Source organism: Plebeiibacterium marinum (genome assembly GCF_026013615.1).
Lineage (GTDB): Bacteria > Bacteroidota > Bacteroidia > Bacteroidales > Marinilabiliaceae > Saccharicrinis > Saccharicrinis marinus_A.
Genome location: NZ_JAPDPI010000039.1, coordinates 1 through 22028, shown reverse-complemented (window position 1 = coordinate 22028; position 22028 = coordinate 1). Strand labels below are relative to the sequence as shown.

Genomic DNA, 22028 nt, shown 5'->3' with positions numbered 1-22028 from the left:
AATGGGATATAATCATTAGCTATTGTCTGTTTTCGTCTTTATTAAAAATGATGTTTAAGGCTGTAAAAAGTGTTCTACCCGGATTCAAAGTTCCATAATGGCCTCCATATGGTCTGTTATCCACGTAATTAAAAATGTTATCGATTCCTGCAGTGAGGATAATATCCACGTTTTTGTACTTTTTAAAAGTGTGGGAAGTGGTTAGTTTCCATAATTGATATTTATCTGCATATTGTTTGTAATCATCTTCTTCCAAATAAAATTTGTCGGATCTATAGGTGCCGGAAATGTTCAGGTTTAAAGAATAGTGGTTCCATTTTTGAGTCCATGATGTTTTAAAAGTGGCGCTGTGCTCCGAAGTCCCATTTAAGCGGGTACTTAAAGTTTGGTTTTGTGCATCAACGTAACTGTAGCTTCCGTTTACAGATAAGTCTGAAATAGGTTTTATGGTAAAAGACCAATCAGCACCAGTCAATTGTGCCTCGTTAATGTTATATCTCATTTTTGTTTCTTCAACCCCCCTGCGCTCATGGTCATATTCTGTAGGTAATATTTTATAATCAATCATATTTTTTATCTGATTGATAAATAGGCATATGTCAGTTTTAAATGCTTTTTTCCTGAACTGTGTTGATATGCTGTAGTAATTTGATTTTTGTGGTTTTAAATCGGAGTTTCCTTTGTATAAAGTATAAGTTCCCATTCGGTTACTCTCATAATAGTAGTACAGTTCTTTTAATGTGGGACTTCTAAAACCATTGGCATAAGTGGCTCGGTGTGTAAATTTGCCGGTTTTATACATGATGGATATTTTGGGTGTGGCAATAGTTCCAAATTTTTCATGATAAATAAACCTTATTCCTCCTACAAAGCTCAAATGCCCTTTTAATTTAAATTCATCCTGTAAGTATAAAGCGTAGGTATAAGCATTTACATTGTCTTTCACCAACCTGTATTTTGCTTCCAGATAGTCTCCCAATATTTCGGTTCCAATGCTTAAGGTGTTCTTGTTATTAAGATAAAACACCCCTTTTGCATTAAATGTGATGTTAGTTTGCTCAGAGTTTTTAAAACGGTCGCCAGGATAATAAGTTACCTGCAAAACACCATCGGGTGTGATATATTGTTCGTTGTATTTGTAAGGGAACGTTTTGTAATACAGAAAGTTACCATATTCTAAACTGAAATTTATATAATTCTTATTTTTAAGACGGTATTTTCCACCTGTAGACGCACTTCTATTATTATAATAGTAATTGTGCATATTCCCTTTAAAAGGGAAAAACAATGTTTTTTCGTACCACGATAACTCCGCATCCATGTTTAGCTTTGGGTTAAAATTGTACGAAAGTGATTGAGTTAAAGTATAAGAACGTTTTTTGTTTACCGGTTTGTCGTAAGTCCTTTTTAGGTATGGAAGTTCGTGGTTGCTTTCCCATTTTCGGTTGTACTCCATTGTATTTAGTTGCCATCCATCAGTTTGACTTCTGGAAAATGAAGTTTTGGTTGATAACTTATCCTTTTTGTAAGATAGGGTATTTAGTTGTTTCCATTCATTGTGTGCCCCAACCCGTGTGCTGTTTTTAATGCTGATATTTTGTTTAGGCTTTTTCGTAATAATGTTAATAACCCCGGCAATTGCATCGGAACCATAAAGCGTTGAAGAAGCTCCTTTTACAATTTCAATTTGCTTTATGTCATTGGGATCTATCCTGCTCAAATCAAAACGGTTTCCTATATTTCCGGTTAGTCGTTTACCATTTACTAAAATTAGAATACAGTCGTCTCCTAAACCGTTAATCTTTATGGTAGAGCCCATTGAGCTTGTATTAAAATCTAGTGAGGCAGAAAGATTTGAGATTATTTCTTCGGTGCCTCTTCCTGAAACCTGACGAATTGTTTCGCCCGAAATAATCTCGGTCTGCACAGGGGCATTTTCTAATCGGTATTTTGTTCCGGTGCCAGTAACAACAATGGGGGAGAGGTTTTCTACCGACGGCTTTAGCTCTATATTATAAATTTTATTGTTGGAATCCAGATTGACTTGAGTTTTATAAGTGTGGTATCCAATGCACGATGCGCATAACACATAATTGCCGGGTTTTACTCCTTTAAAAATGTAAGAGCCATCGTGATTACTGTATACAATGTTCGACGTGTTTTCCAAATACACGTTGACAAATTCAATAGGTTTATGGTTGGTGATATCAACCACAATGCCACGAAAAATAATGTTTTGCGCATGGGATATACCAAAATTAAAGCATAGCCCAATGAGCGCAATTACATAAATGCGTTTCATTATAAATAAATAACAAAAATGATAAATTTTGTATGCAGCAAAATCTTAACCCGAAATTGATTACTGCATAAAGCTTTTAATTAAGCAGGTCTTCTGGCTTGTTTCTGTTTTGATGCCTTCCCAAGTTATCCACTGTAGTTTAATGGTAGCGGATTGTTCTTCTACTTAAATAGAATTAAACACCTGCCTTTGTTGAAACTATAGTGGTAATAGTGGCCTTGTAGTTCAAAACATATTGTCTTTTTACACAAAAGAATGAAACTTACAGCTGCGGGTACAGCCCCGGATTTAAACCGGGTTCCCTTTCGTTTATTACCAAAGAGGTAAATAAATTACTTAATTGCGTGCAAATGTAATAAATTTAGTATACCAACAATCAGTAAAATGAAAAATGTTTTAAATAACTTGATCCTGTTTAAACAAATATGTGAGTTGTGTTATATTTGTTCGACAAAATCTATTTAAAAAACAGCAGAATGGCGGAAAGTGTAATTACGCTTAATACAAAATAGCGATATGCTTTTTCCGGAATCAATTTTACAATTCGTTTTCCAATAAAAGCACCAATTATTAATATGGGCAGGCATATCAAATTCAGCTGGAATGTTTGCCAGGTAATCGATTCCCAGTAAAATACGTGAATGGGTACCTTTATTAGATTGAGGATGAGATAAAAAAAGGCGCCGGTACCTATAAAGGCTTCTTTAGGCAGTCTCATGCTCATCAGGTATAGATTAAAAATGGGGCCGGCCGCATTTCCAATCATGGTGGCAAATCCTCCCGAAATTCCCAAAGAAGTCGAAAACCATTTTTTATCGGTAATATTTATTTTTCCTCCAAAAACATCGCGGTATATAATAAGCGACAAGCATACCAAAATGGCAATGGCAATGGCATTTCTAAACTGGTCATCGTTAACATATTTGCCAACAAATACTGCTAATATCAGTCCCATCATTGCCCACGGAAACAGCTTTTTAATATATTTCCATTCGGCACTCCGGCGGTAATAAATAACAGCAAATATATCTCCAAAGATTAAAAAAGGAAGCAGGATGCCTGTAGAGGCCATTCCTCCGTAAAAAATGGCCAGTATCGGGATGTTGATCATCGCAAAACCTTTTAAGCCGCTTTTGCTTAATCCGGCCACAAAGGCGCAAAAAACAGTGATGCCCCAAATTTTCCAGTCGGTATGTAATGGATTTAGTATTGTTTCAATCATAGAATAACAAAGGAAGGGCTTATTTATGGAAATGACTAAGGATTAGTAAACTTTATTGAATACTCTGCAAAATAACTCCAACACTGCTGCATACCAACTACATATTATTTGTTACCATTTTCTTATGATGTTCTACTGTTTCTCCACTAGTACTGTGTATATAACGATAATAAAAGCATAACACAATGGTAAGAAAAGAGTAGAGTTGCCTGGTAGCCATTATAGAGTGGGTATGGAGCAGGTGTGGAGAATAAGTGGAGCGCCATAGGAGAAGCGTGGAGAAGTAGTGGAGACGCAGTAGAAGATAGTGGAGAAATAATCCTTTTTGGTGGAGAAGCTGTGGAGAAAGAATCCAAAAAGTGCTAAAAGCATCAAAAATGGAATCCAAAACAGCCTTTTTTGAGCAAAATCGGAATCCAAAATGGTCATTTTTGGCAAAAAATGGAATTCTGGGCTGTTTTGGGGGTAAAACTTATTCAAATTTAAAATGTCTTTAAATTGTATGTGCCAGATATACTGCAATATATAAAGAAAAAAAGTAACAGTAAAATTACTGTTATTTTTTAATATCCCTTTTCAATATACTTTAGCATTAAACAATAAACAATGAACAATGATCAATGAATTAACAAAAATTGATGACTGAAAATTGCTTATTGATAACTGTTAACTGATTACCGGTAACTGAAAATGTTTAACCCAATCCATCTTTTTTTCCTGATCAGTAAAAGGATGGATTACAAAAATTAAAGTCATGGGAACGTATAATAAAGGAATAAACGGAAGTTTCAAAGGTAAAATTGGAAACACAGTAGGTAGCAGTTGGAAAGGTGTAAAATATATGAAATCGATGCCTGATAAGCCTACCAAATGGAGCAAGAAACAAATTATGCAAAGAGCTAAGTTCCAGTTTGCATCAAATTTCATCCAGCCATTACAATCAATTATTAAAATTGGGTTCAGGATGCAAGAGCATAATAAATCGGCGCGTAACGCAGCCATGAGTGAATTGTTGAACTATGCTATTGAAGGAGATTATCCTTCGTATAATGTAATTTATCCACGATTGCAACTCGCAAAAGGTTCATTACATATTCCAGAGGAATACTCGGTAGAGTTGATAGAAAGGAAAGCTGTTTTTACATGGGAACCCGGTGATGGTTGCGAAGATGAAACGGATTCGTACAACAGCTTTTTAAATGCTAACAATGCCATTTTAGTAACCCTTGCCGATGGCTATCAGCCCAAGTATTCGTTGCGAAAATTTAAAAGAGGGGACGGCACGGGTTCTGTAGGGATTCCGGTTGCCCCGGCAGGAACCGAGGTTCATTGTTATTTGGCTTTTGCCGCCACTGACGACAACCTGCAAGTAAGCAATAGTTTGTATGTGGGTTCTGTAGTTGTTCCAGAATAAGTTAGTTTATATTTAGTCTACCAAAGGTCGGTTCTTTTTTAGAATCGGCCTTTTTTGTGGGATGTGTTTCTGGAAAAGGTTATCGCCAGGTCTCGAAGATACAAAGTTTTGTTATGTGGTTTATAGTGTTTGAATTATAGGGAAATAGCTTGTAGTTCTGGTGCGGCTACAAAATGAACTTTATTTATATTATGAGCAAGGGTAGTAGCTTCAGATAAAATAAGCTTACTAGATAACTTTACTATTTCACATTTTTATTTATATTTGCACCCACATTAACGGATGGCTGCATAGTTCAAGGGATAGAATAGTTGTTTCCTAAACAATAGATCCAGGTTCGAGTCCTGGTGCGGCTACAAAAAAAGCGTTTCAGAAATTTTCCTGAAACGCTTTTTTTTTGTGTCTAAGCACCAAAAAACCCCGCTAACTTAGCGGGGTTTGGACTCTTGCGTAATATATATTGATATATTGTTATGCTAATTTCACATTAACCGCATTTAATCCTTTTCTACCTTCTTTTAATTCGAAGGTAACATCGTCGTCTTCTTTGATTTCATCAATAAGACCAGTTACATGTACAAAATACTCGTTGTTTGAGTCATTGTCTTTAATAAACCCAAAACCTTTAGATTCGTTAAAGAATTTTACTTTTCCTTCTTTCATAATAAATTAAATAAATACTAGTAGGACAAATGTATCATTTAAAGTTGGATATCAAAGCTAAAAAATAAAAAACATTGACATTTTTTCAATTAAATTTTTGTGAACGTTAGGTTCTTAAATTCGGCTACTGAACAAAGTACTTGTTTTTTGTTGTTTTTGTTAGGTTTATTAGGTTGATATTCTGTTATGTATAACGAGTTTTGCTTTGCTCTTTAGCGTTTTTATTTTGTCCTGATGTTTGCCTTACTCCTTGCGCGTTTTGTTTGTTGCAAATGGTTATAATCATAGTGGTATAAAACTTGTTTTTATCTATGGTGTGAAGGCAATATTTTGGGATCTTCTTTAAATGTTGGGGTTTTGAGGAAGATGTGCTTGCTACAAATAAGTAAGTCGCCCATTTAAATATTACATAAATGTAGGATTTTTAAAAAAGGAGGTTTTATGTCTATTCAAAATGCAAAAAAATTTATTGAGCGGGTAAAGCACGATGATTTGTTTAGAAAAGAGTTGTACAAAGTGAATGGGGTTGATGGGTTTAATCAGTTTATTAAAAAGAAAGAGCTAACATTTGACGAGATGGAGTTTGAGGAAGCCCACAGCATGATGATGTTTAAATGCCAGTTTGCAGAAGAACACGATGAACTGGAAAATACGGTCAATTTAATTAAACTTGTTTTAATGTAGTAGTAATCAATATAAAATATATAGTTATGAGCTTAAATTATAGACCCCTTGGTCATGTTATGGAGATTTTGGAATCGGTAGGTTTACCTGTTTCATACAGTTATGATGATTTGGTTTTTGTTGAAAACAATAGTTTGCTGGTAAAATTCAATGATGACGATGAAAAAGAGCTGATGCTCTATTTTAATAAGGATCTTGATCCTAAAGTTGCTGTTGAGTTAGAGAGTACTTTAATGGAAGCAGCTCTCGATAAAGGTTTCCAGTTTGTTAACTCAGGTACATATAAGGTTAGAGAGAAAGACAAGGCAAAGGAAGAACTGGAACTTGTTTTTTTGAATTAGAGGGTAGCTGATAGCGCATAGCTGATAGCTTATGGCTGATAGCTGATAGCTTATAGCTGATAGCTTATGGCTTGTAGCTTATAGCTTATGGCTGATAGCGCATAGCAGGTAGCTTATTGTGAATAGCTGAAAGTGCGGTGGCTATAATACTGTTTTTCTATTGTATAAAATAACGAACTGCTCTTGCTAACTGTAGTAGTAAACAAGAGCAGTTCCTTTTATGGTAAAAAACTATATCTTCAAAAAAAACATGGTTCTAAGGCAAAATCAGCTTCTCATGTTTTAGAACGTCTAAATACACACTAAAGAATGATTATAATCCATCTTGAATTCGTCTGAATTTCTGTTGGGCAGGCTATCTGACAAATGAAAAATGTTGTAGCAAATGTATGTCAAGTACTAAATTAATCATTTTTTAGGCGTATATATTAACAGATCGTTAGATTTTAGATAAGAGATAAGAGACTTATTTTCAAGATGCTTAAAATAAGATTGTTACCTAACTTAAGTTGGTTTTATTAAATATCTAATAATCTTACACTTATAAAAAACTAACGAACTATTGTATATGTAATACCAATCAAGCTAGCACAGCACCCATTAGGCTATTTGTCAATCCACCATTAGCTATAAGCTACCCGCTACCCGCTATCAGCTATCAGCTATCCGCTATAAGCTACATGCTATCCGCTATAAGCTACCCGCTATCCGCTACTTGCTACCCGCTATCAGCTATCCGCTATCCGCTAAAACCCACTTATCCCAATCCCGTTTATCTTTCTGAACAAATCCAGGGCATAAACATCTGTCATGCCGCTAATAAAATCCAATACCGATTGCAGTTTTTCGCAGGCCGAAGCCTCTTGCTTTACAATATATTGTTCAGGAATAAAAGGGATGAGCATTTTTGAATAAATATCATCAGGGTTTAAAACAGCCTTTGAAAACTCATGAATCAAAGAGCCCAGTATCTTAAAGCCGGATATTTCAATCTCTACTACAGATGGGTGCCTGTAAATTTTTTTATACGATAGGGAAGCGCAGTTTTTAATGGCTTCTTTAGTGGTGCCAACCAGGTGTTTGATCAGGCTGCCTTCAAAATGGCCATTCATAATAAGGTCGTAATTATCTTTAAATACCTGGGTGCATTTTCCAACCAGTTTTCCAATAACCGAGGCCCTGATAAATGCGATTTGCTCGTTAAGGTCGGTTACTTCTATGCTAACGTTTTCAATCCTTTTGCGGGTATCCGAATCTTCATCATCCATTAAAAACGACAACAATATATCTTTTGTTTGTTCGGTGCTTAGTATTTTTAGTTTATGGGCATCTTCCACATCCATAATCTGGTAGCAGATATCGTCAGCAGCTTCAACCAGGTAAACCAATGGGTGACGGCAGAATACTCCGTCTTCTTTTTCTATTAAGCCCAAATCATTTACAATCCGGTGAAACATGTTTTTCTCGGATTGAAAATAGCCATACTTCTTTTTATCAGAAAACCCTGAGGCGTAAGGGTATTTTAATATGGATGCTACCGATGAATATGTTAAACCAAATCCTCCCTGGCGCCGTCCTTCAAATTGGTGTGTAAGCAACCTGAAAGCATTGGCATTTCCTTCAAACTCAACCAGGTCGTTCCATTCTGCATCAGGTATGTTGTATTGTTTTTTGAGTTTCTTTCCTTCTCCGGTTGTAAAATAATGCGAAAGGGCAGATTCTCCGGAATGCCCAAAGGGTGGGTTGCCCAGGTCGTGGGCCAGACAAGCAGTTGCTACAATAGATCCTATTTCGGGGATTAATGGATTATCCAAACCTTTTTCATCCAACAAAAACTCAGCGATGTTATGCCCTAGTGATCGCCCTACACTGGCAACTTCCAGGCTATGAGTCAATCGGTTGTGAACAAAAACACTACCCGGCAATGGAAATACCTGTGTTTTGTCCTGTAAGCGCCGGAAAGGTGACGAAAATATCAACCTGTCGTAATCTCTCTGAAATTGTGTGCGTTGGTGTTTGATGTTATATATTCTATCCTCCTGACCGGTTCTTTTGGTCGAAAGTAATTTGTCCCAGTTCATGATCAATAAATTACAGTTCTGTAGTTTTTCATTTCTTTATCCCATTGTTTTGCCCTTCCATGGGTCACTTTGTCCATGAGTTTCCAGAAACCGGATCCATGGTTTTTCTCCACGGTATGGCAAAGTTCGTGGAGCAATACGCTGTCGATCAGGTAATCTGGCAGGCGCATCAGATGAAGGTTAAGGTTGATATTGTTTACATTGGAGCAGCTTCCCCAGCGCGATTTCAGGTTTTTGATAAACACCTGTTTGTATGAAAAGCCATGTTGCTGCGCTAATTCATGTAAACGACGGGGGAGATAGTTTTTTGCAGTTACCCGCATGGCTTCCTCAATACCATACCTTATATGTTCCTGAATTACCGTTGATTTTACGTCGTGTTTTTGAGGATAATCGATAGCCAGGATACCATTGTTCAAATGGATGCGGACCTGTGGTAAAGGAGATTTTCTTATTTGCAGTGCAAATGCCCTGGTTTTAAACTGCGTTGATTCGTCAAAAATAGTCAGGTCGTTCTCTTTTTCCTTAACTTTTGCCAGGTTCTCCAAAATCCACTTCTGGTTGGCATGTACAAACGTCAGAGCTTCTTTAGGATGCATGGTGACAGGAACCACAACCTTTACGGGTTCAAACGGTTTGAGCTTTATCGAAAGCCTTTGGGCTTTCTTGCTCCTCTGAAATAAAACCGGACCGATTCCTTTTACGTCTACTAGCTCCATGTATGCAAAGAAAGGTAAATATACGGTAATTTAAAATAGGGGATGATGAGAAACAACATGCCCAAGAACATAAATATGCAAATACATAGATATAAAAATATACCTATATTTGTAGCTTCAAAATATTAGATAAAAAACAAATAAAATATATTCAAGATGAAGTACTTAATAGTTGGTGGGGTTGCCGGAGGTGCAACAACTGCTGCGCGATTGAGAAGAGTTGATGAGAAGGCCGAAATCATCATGTTTGAAAAAGGTCCCCATATTTCATATGCAAACTGTGGTCTCCCTTATTATATTGGTGGCGTAATTAAGGAACGTGAAAAGTTATTAGTTCAAACCCCTGAATCATTTGGATCGCGCTTCAATATCGATATCCGGGTATTTTCGATGGTTACGTCTATCAACCCCGATAAGAAAGAGGTTACGGTTCAATCTATGAAGAACGGGGAAACTTATACCGAAACGTACGACAAATTAGTACTTTCTCCGGGTGCTTCGCCGGTAAAGCCTCCAATTCCGGGTATTGATCTGCCCAATATATTTACCCTTCGAAATGTAGAAGATACCGATAAAATAAAATCGTTTGTAGATGATACCACTCCGCGTACAGCAGTTGTGGTAGGTGCCGGTTTTATCGGGTTGGAAATGGCTGAGAACCTGCATCACCGGGGCGTAAAAGTTTCTGTTGTAGAGGCTGCACCCCAGGTTATGAACATGATGGATAGCGAAGTTGCCGCTCCATTGCATCATCATTTTAAGGAAAAAGGAGTTGGTTTGTTCTTAAAAGATGCGGTTAAGGAATTTAAAAAGGTAGGTGATGTAATTGAAGTAGTGCTTTCCAGTGGAAAGATTATCCAGGCCGATTTTATTATCCTTTCTATTGGTGTAAAGCCGGATACAACTCTGGCCAGGGAGGCCGGGTTAAAGATTGGTGAAACTGGGGGTGTTTGGGTAGATGAGTATCTTCAAACTTCGGTAAAAGATGTTTATGCAGTAGGCGACAGTATAGAGTTTCCTCATCCAATTTCGGGTAAACCAACCATTGCTTTTTTGGCTGGGCCTGCTAACCGCCAGGGAAGGATTTTGGCCGATAATATGGTATATGGACATAATAGAAAATACAAAGGATCTATAGGGACAGCTATTGCCAAAGTGTTTGATATGACTGCCGGAATTACGGGTATGACACACCGAGGTTTAAAAGCTGAAGGTATTAAGCATGATTGCACCATTGTTCATGCAGGATCTCATGCAGGCTACTATCCCGGAGCTATGCAAATGATGCTTAAAATAAGTTTTGATCCCAAATCGGGTCGCTTATATGGCGGACAGGTTATTGGATACAAGGGGGTTGATAAGCGTCTGGATTTGTTGGCAACGGTAATTAAAAACAACGGAACCATCTACGATTTGCAGGAAATAGAACATGCTTATGCACCGCCGTTTAGTTCAGCAAAAGATCCGGTGAACCAGGCCGGTTATAATGCTGAAAATATTATAAAAGGATTGTTCAAACCATTGTCGCCATTCAAATTTGACAAGCGTATTAAGAAAGATGTTTTTGTTTTGGATGTTCGTACCCCTGAGGAATTTTCAATTGATGCCATTGAAGATGCTGTAAATATTGAGTTGGATAAGATCCGTGAAAATCTGGATCAGATTCCTAAAGACAAGAAAATTATGATTTACTGCGGTGTTGGATTACGTGGTTATGTGGCCGCCAGGATATTAAAACAACATGGTTTTGATGAGGTTTATAACCTGTCGGGAGGTTTAAAGGTGTACAAACAGGCCATGTCGGAGCAGTCCAATATCTTATTTCATACACATATTGAGCAAAAAAATGATGAAAAGCCCTCAATGCCAAAAATAGATGTAAAATCAATGGCAGTAGATGCATGTGGTTTGCAATGCCCCGGACCGATATTAAAGCTAAAAGAAAGCATTGACGCTATTGAGTATGGTGAAAGACTGGAAGTTAAAGCAACTGATCCGGGTTTTTTCAATGATGTAGCTTCGTGGTGTAAGGTAACAGGTCATCGTTTGGTGAGCAGAGAAAACAATGCTGGTGAAATTACTGCGGTTATCGAAAAGTTCAGGAAGGATGAAAATAACAGCACATTGCCAAAATCGGATGCCGACCATAAAACAATGGTGGTTTTTAGCGATGATATGGACAGGGCTTTGGCTTCGTTTGTTATTGCCAACGGAGCAGCAAGTATGGGTAAAAAGGTTACGATGTTTTTTACTTTTTGGGGATTAAACGTGATTAAAGATGTGAATCGCCCAAAGGTGAAGAAAGATATGATGGGCAATATGTTTGATAAAATGATGCCTGGTCATGCCGGAAAACTAAAGCTCTCAAATATGAATATGGGAGGTATGGGGCGCCGCATGATGAAACTGCGCATGAAGGATAAAAATGTGGATGCTTTGGAAACCATGATTCAGCAGGCTAAAGAAAGTGGTATTAACATGATTGCCTGTCAAATGAGCATGGATATCATGGGGGTTCAGAAAGAGGAGTTGATAGAAGGTGTAAATATTGGCGGAGTGGCCAATTACCTTGAAGAAGCTGAGCAGTCGAATTTGAACTTATTCATATAAAAAAATACCCCTTCCGCTAGCGGAAGGGGTATTTTTTGCGTTTTTGCTAACGCAAAAATATATCGGAATTGTCAAATGGAAACAAACAGATCGTTAGATAAGAGATAAGAGATAAGAGATAAGAGATAAGAGATAAGAGACTCATTTACAAGGTGCTTAAAATGAGATTTTTACCCAATCTAAGTTGATTTTATTAAATATCTCATAATCTTACACTTATAAAAAGCTAACGAACTATTGATGAAGAGAATTTATGGAGATTAATTTTAACCTGTCCTTACAGGACGCTGATTGACATATCCAATACACCCGGTGATACCTGGGGCTAGGTTGAACTGTGCTTTCAGCACGCAATAACCAATAACCAATGGCCAATAACCAATGACCAATGACCAATAACTAATAACCCAAAATTTTAATAATTCCTCTTGTCTGCTCCCCACATCAATTTATTTCTTAAAGTAGCATAGTAGTTAATGCCAGGTAAATCGATCATCTTTATTGAAAAAGGTGCTTTTTGAATGTTGAGTTCAAGAGAATTGTCAAATATTTCACTTCTGGAATCCAGTGAGGCCAGATAAGTATCAGCTCTCCCTTCAACCTTTAATGTAATGTTTAAATGGTTAGGAACAACCATCGGACGAACAGTAAGGTTATGGGGTGCTATCGGCGTAATAACGTGACTTTGCGATTTTGGATGTATAATAGGGCCTCCAACGCTTAAAGAGTACCCGGTTGAGCCTACTGATGTGGAAACAATCAGCCCGTCAGCCCAATAAGAGTTCAGGAATTGGCCATCTAAAAATGTATGCACCGTAATCATTGAAGCAGTATCCCTTTTATGAACAGCTAGTTCATTGAGCGCAAAATTCAAATCCCCAAATAAATTATTATCAGTATTTAATTGAAGCAGTTCAACTTCATTGATCCGGTAATTGCCATTAAAAATATGATCAACAGCGTTGTTTATGTCATCTTCTGCAATATCTGCCAAAAAGCCCAGTCGTCCGCTGTTGATCCCCACAATAGGAATATTTGAGTCTCTCACCAGGGTAATGGCCTGTAATATGGTGCCATCTCCTCCAATGCTTAAAACAAAGTCAGTTCCTTTCAGTTCTTTTCTGGTTTCAAAAATTTTGAAATCAAAGGCAGCGATGTCGAATTTCTGAAACAGAAAATCATAGAACGGTTTGTAGATAATGATTTCAGCCTGCCGGGCACGTAGCTTCTTAAACAAACTGAAACAGCTATCCTTAAAAAGGTCAGAAAATTGTTTTCCAAATATGGCAATACGCATGATAATTCCTTTATTGATAATGAGAGTAGATTACTGTAATGCAATATTCAGCCCTCATTAATTACAAAACTCAACAAAAGTAAGCAGCTATTTTATTGTGTCAAAATAAACTTCCCAATAATACCAAATGCATTATTAATCATTTGATGGTGTTTTTGTTATGATTACATAGCAAGGTTTAAGTGCACATAAAAGCCTTGATATCCGAATTTGTTTATGGCATAATTAAACGATAACACTTTATCGTAATAAGTTACAAGGTCAATACCAATGCCGTAGCTGTATAAATATGAATTGCTTAAAGTGTTGCTTGGATTTGGATTTTCTTTATGAACATAGCCCACGTCAATAAATGGTTTTAAATATATGGCATAATGTAATTTAGAGAATTGATTCAGGTTGATAAAGTTGATGTTTGCTGTTTTTGTAGGAACCAACTCAAATAAAATCTTGCTTTTCAGATACGCGTAGTTGTTACTCTCAATAACATTGTATTCATAGCCATTTAAAAACTCTTTATATCCTAAGCCATTGCTGATTACAAAAGGGTTGTTGTTGTTGCTGTTTGTTATAACTCCCAGATTTGTTCCGTAAAATAAACGATTAGCCATTCTGCCGTATTGCTGAAAAAATAATTTTACAGAGATGTTGTTGATATTGTTTTCTATAAGTCCTAAACCATCTCTGGTGATGCTTCCCTCAAACATATGGCCTTTAAGAGGGTATGTTTTTGAGTCCCTCAGGTCGCGGTTGTATTTGTATTGTAACGAAAGGTAATTCAATGATGTATTGCCGTTCAAAAGATATTGTGGATTAAGTAATGCCAGGGTGTCTTTAATGTTAAAAGAATTGTATTTCAACATGAGTTTATGGCGGTTGACAAACCGGTGACGATATCTTAAAAATATTTCAGAACCTAGATTTTGTTCAATAAATGTATTGCTTGTTTTTATATAGATGGCTTCGTTGCCGGTAATGTTATATGAAACCTGGTTTAAGGCCACATAGTTAAGGTGCGTGCCCCAGCTAAGCTTATTATTCCTTTGTGCAGAGTTAAAAAGAACCTCAATTTCATTTAAATACCCTACCCTGAATTTTATTTTGAGGGTTTCGTTCATTCCCCTAAAGTTCTCTTGTTTAAGATAAACACCATAATTCATTCTCGACCAATCTCCGTTCTCAAGAAAGGAACTGAAGTTTCTGTCGGCATGTTCCAGCAAAGGAAGCAGCCAGGTGTACCATCGTTCATCAACTTTTATATGGAAATGTATTTTTTCGTTTTCAATAAATTTATAATCAATATATACAAAGTTAAAGAGGGAGGTGTTTAAAAGGTTATTTCTGCTTTTGGTAACCAGTTCAAAAAAATCTGTTTTAGCAACCTTGCCATTTCGTTTAAACAGAAGTTCGTTGTAGATGATCCTCTTTTTTGTTTTCTGGTTTCCGGAAATGGTAATTGATTGAACTGTAAGCGTATCTTTAAGTTCTGATGGGATGTTAACAGGTTGTGTTTTGGATTTTGCATGGGCTATAGCACCATAGCCAAAGAGCAATATACTTCCCAATATGATATGTTTAACAAACCCCTTCAATTCAAACCTATTTCGCAATAAAACATAAAACCATTGTCCTTGTAAAATGGCAATAGTTTTACTGTATATTCCGGTTATAATTTCATTGCCGGAAGCGAAAAACTTGAATTGAACAGTCTACAACAACAATCTAAACATTCAGGTATCTGATTAAGGCATCGTAGTTCTTTTTCACAATTTCGTCAACAGTATTGTGTTCAGAATACGAGGCAATTACCGTGTAATCGTATCGATCAAAAGCTCTTAAAACAGGCGAGATGTCTTCCCTGTTTAATTTGATTGTAATTTTTAGCGGTGCGTCTTCATCTGTTTGGTTCACATAAAAACTAAGCACCTTTGTGTCGGCATCTTCAATAATTTGTGCAATTTTAGAAATAGAGTACTCATACGCAGGTATTTCAATTTCAATAATCCCTCCGGGAGTATGGGCTGCAATTAAATCTGCGTAGTTTTTAAGCAAATCCGTTTGGGTAATCATACCCAGGTATTCTTTTCTGGCAGATAAAACAGGGATTACAGTAAGTTGTAACCGCGAAGCAATTTCAATAACAGTATATATATGCTGGTTATAATATACATATGGGGATGAAAGGGAAAGTTGGTGATTACCAAGAGGTTCTTCCGGTTTATTTAAATCAAAGATATCGGTATCGGTAATCAATCCCAAAAATTCCTTGTTATTAACAATAGGCAAGTGCGACACTCTAAATACCTCCATCCAGTTGAGGGCATCAAGCCCTGAATCTGAGGTTTTAAGTGCAGGAACCAAATCTGATATTAAATCTTGTGCTAACATTATAATGTGTTTCAAGAAATACTCTTAACTTTGCTGCGGGAGAATCTTAATGGTCTCCCTTACTTTTGTACGTTTTAGCATAAATTTAGTTGCATATAGATTAACAATCAAGTTTTAGATATGTTTATTTAATCTTTTTGGACTAATTAGCTGAGATTTTTGATTAAAATTTGTTTAATGACAAAACTGAGTGTTAATATTAATAAAGTTGCTACCCTAAGAAACTCAAGAGGTGGCAATATGCCAAATGTTGTAAAAGCAGCAGTTGATGTTCAATTATTTGGGGCTGAGGGTGTCACTGTTCATCCCCGTCCTGATGAAAGACATATCAGGTATCAGGATGTGTTGGATATCAGGCCAATTATTAAAACGGAATTTAATATTGAAGGCTATCCTTCCCGCAGTTTTATTGATTTAGTAAAAAAAGTGAAGCCGCATCAGGTTACCCTGGTACCTGATCCGCCGGAAGCTTTAACTTCTAATGCCGGATGGGATACCATTAAAAACAAATCCTTTCTTCAGGATGTAATTGCGGAATTTAGTGAAGCGGGTATCAGAACATCTATTTTTATTGATACCAATTTGGATCAGATTGCCAATGCTGCTGCAACAAATACTGATAGGGTTGAGTTATATACAGAGCCGTATGCAACCATGTTCCCTAAGGACAGGGACAAAGCTGTTGCTCCTTTTGTAAAAGCTGCAGAGATAGCCAAAAAGGCAGGTTTAAAAATCAACGCAGGGCATGATTTGAGTTTGGAGAATTTAAAGTTTTTTTCTGAGCATATTCCTTATTTGGCCGAAGTGTCGATTGGTCATGCGCTTATTTGCGATGCTCTATATCTGGGACTGGAAAAAACTGTAAAGATGTATAAAGAACAACTGGTAAAATAGTTTGTTACATTAAATAAAGTAAATGAGCCCTGTAATGTTATTGCAGGGCTTTTTTTAAATTGGTTATGGGGTTATTTTACAGGAAACTTGGAAAAGGGGATAAAAACCTGGTTATTGTTCATGGATTGTACGGATCATCGGATAATTGGCTTACGGTGGCCAGGCAATTGATGGATTTGTATCAGGTTTATATTGTAGACCAAAGAAATCACGGGCAGTCTCCACATAGCAACATGATGGATTATGATGTTATGGCCGAGGATTTAAAGGAATTTATGAGTGAAGCTCAAATTAAATCGGCATACCTCATGGGGCATTCAATGGGCGGTAAAACAGCCATGTGTTTTGCCTTAAAATACCCGGATATGGTGGATAAATTGATAGTGGTTGATATTGCTCCAAAACCCTATGGGAGTAATGGAAATTATGCTCATATTACCAATGACCACAAAAATATTGTAAAGGCTTTATTGTCTGTAAATCTCAAAGAACACACTTCTAGAAGTAGTATAGATAAGTTTCTTAAAGATAAGATAACCAATGATATGGTTAGGTCATTTCTTTTGAAGAATATTAGCAGGGGCAAGGATGGTTTGTTGCAGTGGAAATTGAATATCAGTGCAATTGCCGAAAATCTGGACTCCATTATGGATGGATTCTCTGGAAGAGATGAGCTGTATGGCGAAGAGAAGGAGGTGTTTTTTATCAGAGGAGCCAATTCTGCATATATCCTGGAGGAGGATATGCAGAATGTAAGGAAATTTTTCCCTTCGGCCCAATTAACCACCATACCCAATGCAGGGCATTGGCTACATGCTGAGCAAACAGAGTTGTTTATAAAAACAATTAAGTATTTTTTGGATTAATAAGTCTGGGCTGTGCCAAGCATATTTTTATATCAAAACCCTTTCAAAATATTCTGGTTCAATTAATGGTCTTCCCATCATCCTAAGGAGTAGTTGTGCCGTGGCAAACACATCTTTTTCGCAATAAATAGCTATCCGGTCAATGTCTTTTTCTTTGTAATACACATCGGCAACCTGGCTGCCATCAATATCATCTTTGGGTGATGGTATATTGAAAATAGTAGTTAGCAGGTTTAAGGATGTGTAATGTTTATAATCACCAAACTTCCATAAGTCCAGGGTGTCAACAAACTTTACTTCCCATGGTTTTTTTCCTGCTATGTTCAGGCATTGCGGTAATTTTAACCCGTTTAAAAGCATCCGTCGGGCGATGTATGGAAAATCAAACTCTTTGGCGTTATGTCCGCATAGGTTTCTGTCGGGGCTTTTACTCATAAAATGATTGAGCATATCCGAAAATTCCATTAACAGTTTTTTCTCATCATCTCCGGCAAAGCTTTTTACTTTAAAGTGCATCTCACCTTTAACAAAGTGGATGATGCCAGCCGAAATACAAACAATTTTTCCAAATTCGGCATATATTCCGGCTCGTTGATAAATATCTTCAGGGGTTTCTTCGTCTTTTAAAAAGTAGCCAGCTTTTTTGTCCCAAAGTTCTTGCATGGTTTCGCTTTGGTCGGTGTAATTCTCGTGTTGGGGAACAGTTTCTATGTCAATGAATAGGATGTTTTCCGGAGCAAGTTTGTCAAGCATAATTTTAATAGTTTGATGGTATATTCAGATCTTTTTCAATATAATGTTTTAGCAGGTTTATGGCAACATCATTATTTCCTCCTTGCGGAACAACCAAATCAGCATAACGTTTTGTTGGTTCTATAAATTGTAAGTGACTGGGCTTTACTGTGCTGTCGTATCGAGTAAGGGTTTGCTTTACATCCCGGCCGCGCTCAATGGTGTCGCGCAGAATAACCCGGGCTAGCCTGTCGTCTGCATCGGCGTCAACAAAAACCTTCAGGTCCATAAGTTCTCTTAGTTTATCGATTCCCAAAACCAGGATGCCTTCAACGATAACCACGTCTCTGGGGTGTATTGTGGTTGTTTCTTTGCTACGGGTACATGTCAGGTATGAATAGGAGGGCATTTCGATAGTTTGCCCAATTATTAGCTTTTTGATATGCTCAATAAGAAGTTCCCATTCGATGCTTTCTGGATGGTCAAAATTCAATTTTTTCCTTTCATCCAGGCTGATATGGCTGCTGTCTTTGTAGTATGCATCCTGTGGTAGCACCGTAACTTCTCCTTCAGGGAGTTGTTCAATTATTTTCCGGACAACAGTAGTTTTCCCGGATCCGGTTCCGCCAGCAATTCCAATTATTAACATGTATGAGTTTGTTTTATCTTTGTAAAGATAGAAATAGATTGTTTGATATAAAACCTAAATTTATTAAGATGATTAAGCATGTTGTTTTATGGCAATTGAAAGAATTTGCCACTGAGATGGAGAAAAAACAAAAGATTGGTGAAATTAAGGAAGCCCTGGAAGCCTTGCCCGAAAAAATTGTCGAGATTAAGGGATTGGAAGTGTTTGTAAATGCAAATGCGGCAGAAAAATTTGATATCATGTTGGAGAGTAGTTTTGAAAACCTTGAAGAGTTGGCTTTGTATGCAAAACATCCAGACCATGTGGCTGTTGGAGCTATCATTAAACAAGCTGTAGTAAGCCGTGCTTGTGTAGATTATGAGATATAAGGATCCAGGGAAATAAACCCATGGTGGATTGTCATGATATGGTTTAAAGCAAGGGGGCTGGATTCAATGCGCTTGTTAAAACAGGCAGAATCCGGCCCTGCTTTTTTTGTTTTCTATCTAAAGGGTAAATATTTGTCTTGATGTGTGTTTTGTTAAGGGTCACAATATCAGTGTGTAGGATATCTAATTTCTATATATTTTAAAGTTTTGCTGTCAACGAAATAGATTTGTATACAAAATCATCTATTGAATAATAAATAATTATTAAAACCATGAAAAATTCTGTTGGCGTTATGCTTGTTCCCTTTTTGTTTTTTTGTTTAATGTCGTGTCTGAACCAAACAACGGATGATATTTCAGTCTCGTCTCCTGATTCTGCCCTTAAACTCAAATTTCACCTAAAAGAAGGGCGGCCATATTACGAATTAATGTATAAATCGGATACGCTGATTAACCTTTCAGCATTGGGTTTTGAACTAAAGGAACAACCTGCGATGAAGGGTGGGTTTAAAATTTTGGATACAGAAATTTCTTCGCATAATGAAAACTGGCAGATGCCTTGGGGACAGAATAAAAGGATTGTTGACAATCATAATTTATTGAAAGTAGAACTACAGGAGACATCTGAAAATCCCAGATTACTAACCTTATATTTTAAAATATTTAATGATGGTGCTGCTTTCCGCTACGAATTTCCTGAGCAGAAAAATCTGAAGGAGTTCGTGATTATGGATGAGATAACGGAATTTAATATAAACGGAAACCCTGATACATGGTGGATTCAGGCTGATTATGATACCTACGAAAAGCTTTATCAAAAAACAACATTGCATGATGCTCTATGGGTTGCTACTCCTGTAACCATGAAAACAGTTAACAATACTCATGTTAGTATTCATGAAGCTGCATTAACTGATTATGCAGGGATGACACTGAAGCAGACCAGGCCTGGTGTTTATAAGTCAGAACTGGTACCATGGGCTAATGGCGATAAGGTAAGATGCTCGGCCCCGATGAAAACCCCGTGGAGAACCATCCAGGTGAGTCCCAATGCTGCAGAATTGGTAGAAAGTAATATGATTTTAAACCTGAATGAGCCTTCAAAAATTGAAGATCCTTCATGGATACAACCCATGAAATATATAGGAATCTGGTGGGGAATGCATTTGGGTACAGAAATATGGCACGCAGGTTCAAGACATGGGGCTACTACCCAAAATACAATGGACCATATAGATTTTGCAGCAGCTCATAATGTGCAGGCAGTGGTTGTTGAGGGGTGGAATGCCGGATGGGAAAATTGGGGTGGTAAAGATGCATTTGACCATGTTACTCCTGCCAGGGACTATGATTTGGAAAAAGTAGCAGCATATGCCAAAGAAAAAGGAGTTATGATTATTGGCCATCATGAAACCGGTGGCGACATACCTGCATACGAACATTATGTAGACAGTGCCTTTAAACAATGTGATAAATTGGGAATACATGCTGTAAAAACTGGTTATGCTGGTGGTATCTACCCCAGGGGAGAACATCATCACGGACAATTTATGGTTCGCCATTATCGTAAAATTGTTGAACTGGCAGCAAAATACCATATTGTTTTGGATGCCCATGAACCTATAAAGCCAACAGGCATCAGAAGAACCTGGCCAAATATGATGACCAGGGAAGGCGTGCGTGGTATGGAATGGAACGCCTGGAGTGAAGGAAATCCTCCTTCACATACTGTAACAATACCTTTTACAAGAGGATTGGGGGGACCTACTGACTATACACCGGGAACATTTGATTTGTTATTTAAAGACTGTGGTAAAAGAGTGCCCTGGAATACCGACAGGTTAGAAATTACCCGTACACATTCAACTTTGGCTAAACAGCTGGCAAACTTTGTAATTTTGTACAGCCCTTTGCAAATGGCAAGTGATTTACCCAAAAACTATGAAGGCCATCCTGCATTTCAGTTTTTTGTTGATTTTAATGCTGATGTAGATGAATCAAAAATTCTGAATGGAGAGGTTGGAGAATATATTACTACAGTGCGCAGGGCTGGGGATAATTGGTATTTGGGCTCGGCAACCAATGAAAAAGAAAGAGATTTTAAAGTTGATTTGTCCTTTTTAAATCCCGGCTCAAAATATAAGGCTGTTGTATATAAAGATGCTCCGGATTCAGATTGGAAAACAAATCCATACGCTTATGAGATTGACGAAATTGAGGTGGATGCTGCTGCTTCTATAGAAATAAAACTAGCTCCAGGTGGAGGTCAGGCTATCTATTTCGTGAAATTGTAAGAAGAAAGCCAACTTCATGACTGGATCAAAGTTGTAATCGGAGTGAGTTAGAACATGGTGTATTATGTCTTCTTGTGTATTGCTGTCAAATTCCTGTTTTCAATTGTTGACAAGAGCATCCTTCTTATGTAAATTGTATAATGTTATTTGAGATGGTTATTGTTATGTTGTTAATATCATCATTGATTAATTATTAAAATATAGGGTTTATGTCACACGAAAAGAAGCTACTTGATGGTAAAAAGAAAAAGGATGCTGTAAAAGGCATTAGGGAAAAAAGAGCTGAAAAGAAAGCCAAACACGAAGAAATTCACCATGTTCGTAAGCCGCGTTCAAAAAAAACCTTGTTGGAGAATATTTAAGAATGCATAAAAAGAGGCGCGTTTATTCGCGCCTCTTACTATACAATAGATCGTTAGATTTTAGATAATAGACATTAGACTGATTTACAATTCGCTTAAAATCAATAAGATAATAATTTTGCCATAAATTATTCAATGTATT

General features: G+C 37.1%; 19 protein-coding genes, 1 tRNA gene and 1 riboswitch. Of the genes, 10 read left to right on the top strand and 10 right to left on the bottom strand.

Features of this window, described 5'->3' with window-relative positions:
* Positions 1 to 19: 19 nt before the first annotated feature.
* Both OM074_RS16105 and OM074_RS16100 read right to left on the bottom strand, forming a co-directional pair.
* The gene (locus tag OM074_RS16105) at positions 20 to 2302 is read right to left on the bottom strand and encodes a TonB-dependent receptor (protein ID WP_301201297.1); all 2283 of its coding nucleotides are present in this window, start codon (positions 2300 to 2302) and stop codon (positions 20 to 22) included.
* A gap of 66 nt (positions 2303 to 2368) precedes the next feature.
* Positions 2369 to 2657, bottom strand: a riboswitch (cobalamin riboswitch).
* Positions 2658 to 2759: 102 nt separating this feature from the next.
* On the bottom strand, positions 2760 to 3524 hold the full coding sequence (locus OM074_RS16100) for a sulfite exporter TauE/SafE family protein (protein WP_301201295.1): 765 nt from the start codon (positions 3522 to 3524) through the stop codon (positions 2760 to 2762).
* A gap of 754 nt (positions 3525 to 4278) precedes the next feature.
* Here OM074_RS16100 and OM074_RS16095 point away from each other — a divergent pair.
* Both OM074_RS16095 and OM074_RS16090 read left to right on the top strand, forming a co-directional pair.
* Positions 4279 to 4938, top strand: coding sequence for a DUF6266 family protein (locus OM074_RS16095; protein ID WP_301201293.1), 660 nt, complete (start codon positions 4279 to 4281; stop codon positions 4936 to 4938).
* 284 nt (positions 4939 to 5222) lie between these two features.
* Positions 5223 to 5294 (top strand) — tRNA-Arg (locus OM074_RS16090).
* A gap of 115 nt (positions 5295 to 5409) precedes the next feature.
* On the opposite strand, the gene OM074_RS16085 is transcribed toward OM074_RS16090, so the two are convergent.
* The gene (locus tag OM074_RS16085; RefSeq protein ID WP_301201291.1) at positions 5410 to 5601 is read right to left on the bottom strand and encodes a cold-shock protein; all 192 of its coding nucleotides are present in this window, start codon (positions 5599 to 5601) and stop codon (positions 5410 to 5412) included.
* 441 nt (positions 5602 to 6042) lie between these two features.
* Between OM074_RS16085 and OM074_RS16080 the strand changes: the two genes are divergently transcribed.
* Together OM074_RS16080 and OM074_RS16075 are read left to right on the top strand one after the other, a co-directional pair.
* Positions 6043 to 6285 carry a Nif11-like leader peptide family natural product precursor gene (locus tag OM074_RS16080; RefSeq protein WP_301201289.1) on the top strand — a complete coding sequence of 81 codons (243 nt, stop codon included), beginning with the start codon at positions 6043 to 6045 and terminating at the stop codon, positions 6283 to 6285.
* Between the two features lie 26 nt (positions 6286 to 6311).
* Positions 6312 to 6626, top strand: coding sequence for a hypothetical protein (locus OM074_RS16075; RefSeq protein ID WP_301201287.1), 315 nt, complete (start codon positions 6312 to 6314; stop codon positions 6624 to 6626).
* A gap of 746 nt (positions 6627 to 7372) precedes the next feature.
* Here the strand turns inward: OM074_RS16075 and dgt are convergent.
* Positions 7373 to 8707: a dGTP triphosphohydrolase gene (gene dgt, locus OM074_RS16070; protein WP_301201285.1), complete on the bottom strand. Its 1335-nt coding sequence runs from the start codon at positions 8705 to 8707 to the stop codon at positions 7373 to 7375.
* Positions 8708 to 8709: 2 nt separating this feature from the next.
* Positions 8710 to 9426 (bottom strand): M48 family metallopeptidase, encoded by a 717-nt coding sequence (locus tag OM074_RS16065; RefSeq protein ID WP_301201283.1) that lies wholly within the window; start codon positions 9424 to 9426, stop codon positions 8710 to 8712.
* Positions 9427 to 9582: 156 nt separating this feature from the next.
* On the opposite strand from OM074_RS16065, the gene OM074_RS16060 reads away from it, so the two are divergent.
* On the top strand, positions 9583 to 12036 hold the full coding sequence (locus OM074_RS16060; RefSeq protein ID WP_301201281.1) for an FAD-dependent oxidoreductase: 2454 nt from the start codon (positions 9583 to 9585) through the stop codon (positions 12034 to 12036).
* Positions 12037 to 12451: 415 nt separating this feature from the next.
* Here OM074_RS16060 and OM074_RS16055 read toward each other — a convergent pair whose 3' ends face one another.
* From OM074_RS16055 to OM074_RS16045, 3 genes are all read right to left on the bottom strand, one after another.
* Entirely contained in the window at positions 12452 to 13333 is an 882-nt protein-coding gene (locus tag OM074_RS16055; RefSeq protein ID WP_301201279.1) for an NAD kinase, read from the bottom strand.
* A gap of 164 nt (positions 13334 to 13497) precedes the next feature.
* Positions 13498 to 14898: a POTRA domain-containing protein gene (locus OM074_RS16050; RefSeq protein ID WP_301201277.1), complete on the bottom strand. Its 1401-nt coding sequence runs from the start codon at positions 14896 to 14898 to the stop codon at positions 13498 to 13500.
* A gap of 157 nt (positions 14899 to 15055) precedes the next feature.
* Complete coding sequence (locus OM074_RS16045; protein ID WP_301201275.1) at positions 15056 to 15721, bottom strand: CBS domain-containing protein; 666 nt, start codon at positions 15719 to 15721, stop codon at positions 15056 to 15058.
* 177 nt (positions 15722 to 15898) lie between these two features.
* On the opposite strand from OM074_RS16045, the gene OM074_RS16040 reads away from it, so the two are divergent.
* Together OM074_RS16040 and OM074_RS16035 are read left to right on the top strand one after the other, a co-directional pair.
* On the top strand, positions 15899 to 16615 hold the full coding sequence (locus tag OM074_RS16040) for a pyridoxine 5'-phosphate synthase (RefSeq protein WP_301201273.1): 717 nt from the start codon (positions 15899 to 15901) through the stop codon (positions 16613 to 16615).
* A 65-nt stretch (positions 16616 to 16680) separates the two neighbouring features.
* Complete coding sequence (locus OM074_RS16035; RefSeq protein WP_301201271.1) at positions 16681 to 17481, top strand: alpha/beta fold hydrolase; 801 nt, start codon at positions 16681 to 16683, stop codon at positions 17479 to 17481.
* A 27-nt stretch (positions 17482 to 17508) separates the two neighbouring features.
* On the opposite strand, the gene OM074_RS16030 is transcribed toward OM074_RS16035, so the two are convergent.
* Both OM074_RS16030 and udk read right to left on the bottom strand, forming a co-directional pair.
* Positions 17509 to 18234: a 3'-5' exonuclease gene (locus OM074_RS16030; RefSeq protein ID WP_301201269.1), complete on the bottom strand. Its 726-nt coding sequence runs from the start codon at positions 18232 to 18234 to the stop codon at positions 17509 to 17511.
* A 4-nt stretch (positions 18235 to 18238) separates the two neighbouring features.
* The gene (gene udk / locus OM074_RS16025; protein WP_301201267.1) at positions 18239 to 18862 is read right to left on the bottom strand and encodes a uridine kinase; all 624 of its coding nucleotides are present in this window, start codon (positions 18860 to 18862) and stop codon (positions 18239 to 18241) included.
* Between the two features lie 68 nt (positions 18863 to 18930).
* Here udk and OM074_RS16020 point away from each other — a divergent pair, with 68 nt between their 5' ends.
* The 3 genes from OM074_RS16020 to OM074_RS16010 all read left to right on the top strand — a co-directional run bounded on the left by OM074_RS16020 (position 18931) and on the right by OM074_RS16010 (position 21886).
* Positions 18931 to 19230: a Dabb family protein gene (locus OM074_RS16020; protein ID WP_301201265.1), complete on the top strand. Its 300-nt coding sequence runs from the start codon at positions 18931 to 18933 to the stop codon at positions 19228 to 19230.
* A gap of 272 nt (positions 19231 to 19502) precedes the next feature.
* A complete protein-coding gene (locus tag OM074_RS16015) occupies positions 19503 to 21524 on the top strand; it encodes a glycoside hydrolase family 97 protein (RefSeq protein WP_301201263.1) in 2022 nt (673 codons plus the stop codon).
* 209 nt (positions 21525 to 21733) lie between these two features.
* A complete protein-coding gene (locus OM074_RS16010) occupies positions 21734 to 21886 on the top strand; it encodes a hypothetical protein (protein WP_301201261.1) in 153 nt (50 codons plus the stop codon).
* The last annotated feature ends 142 nt before the right edge of the window (positions 21887 to 22028 follow it).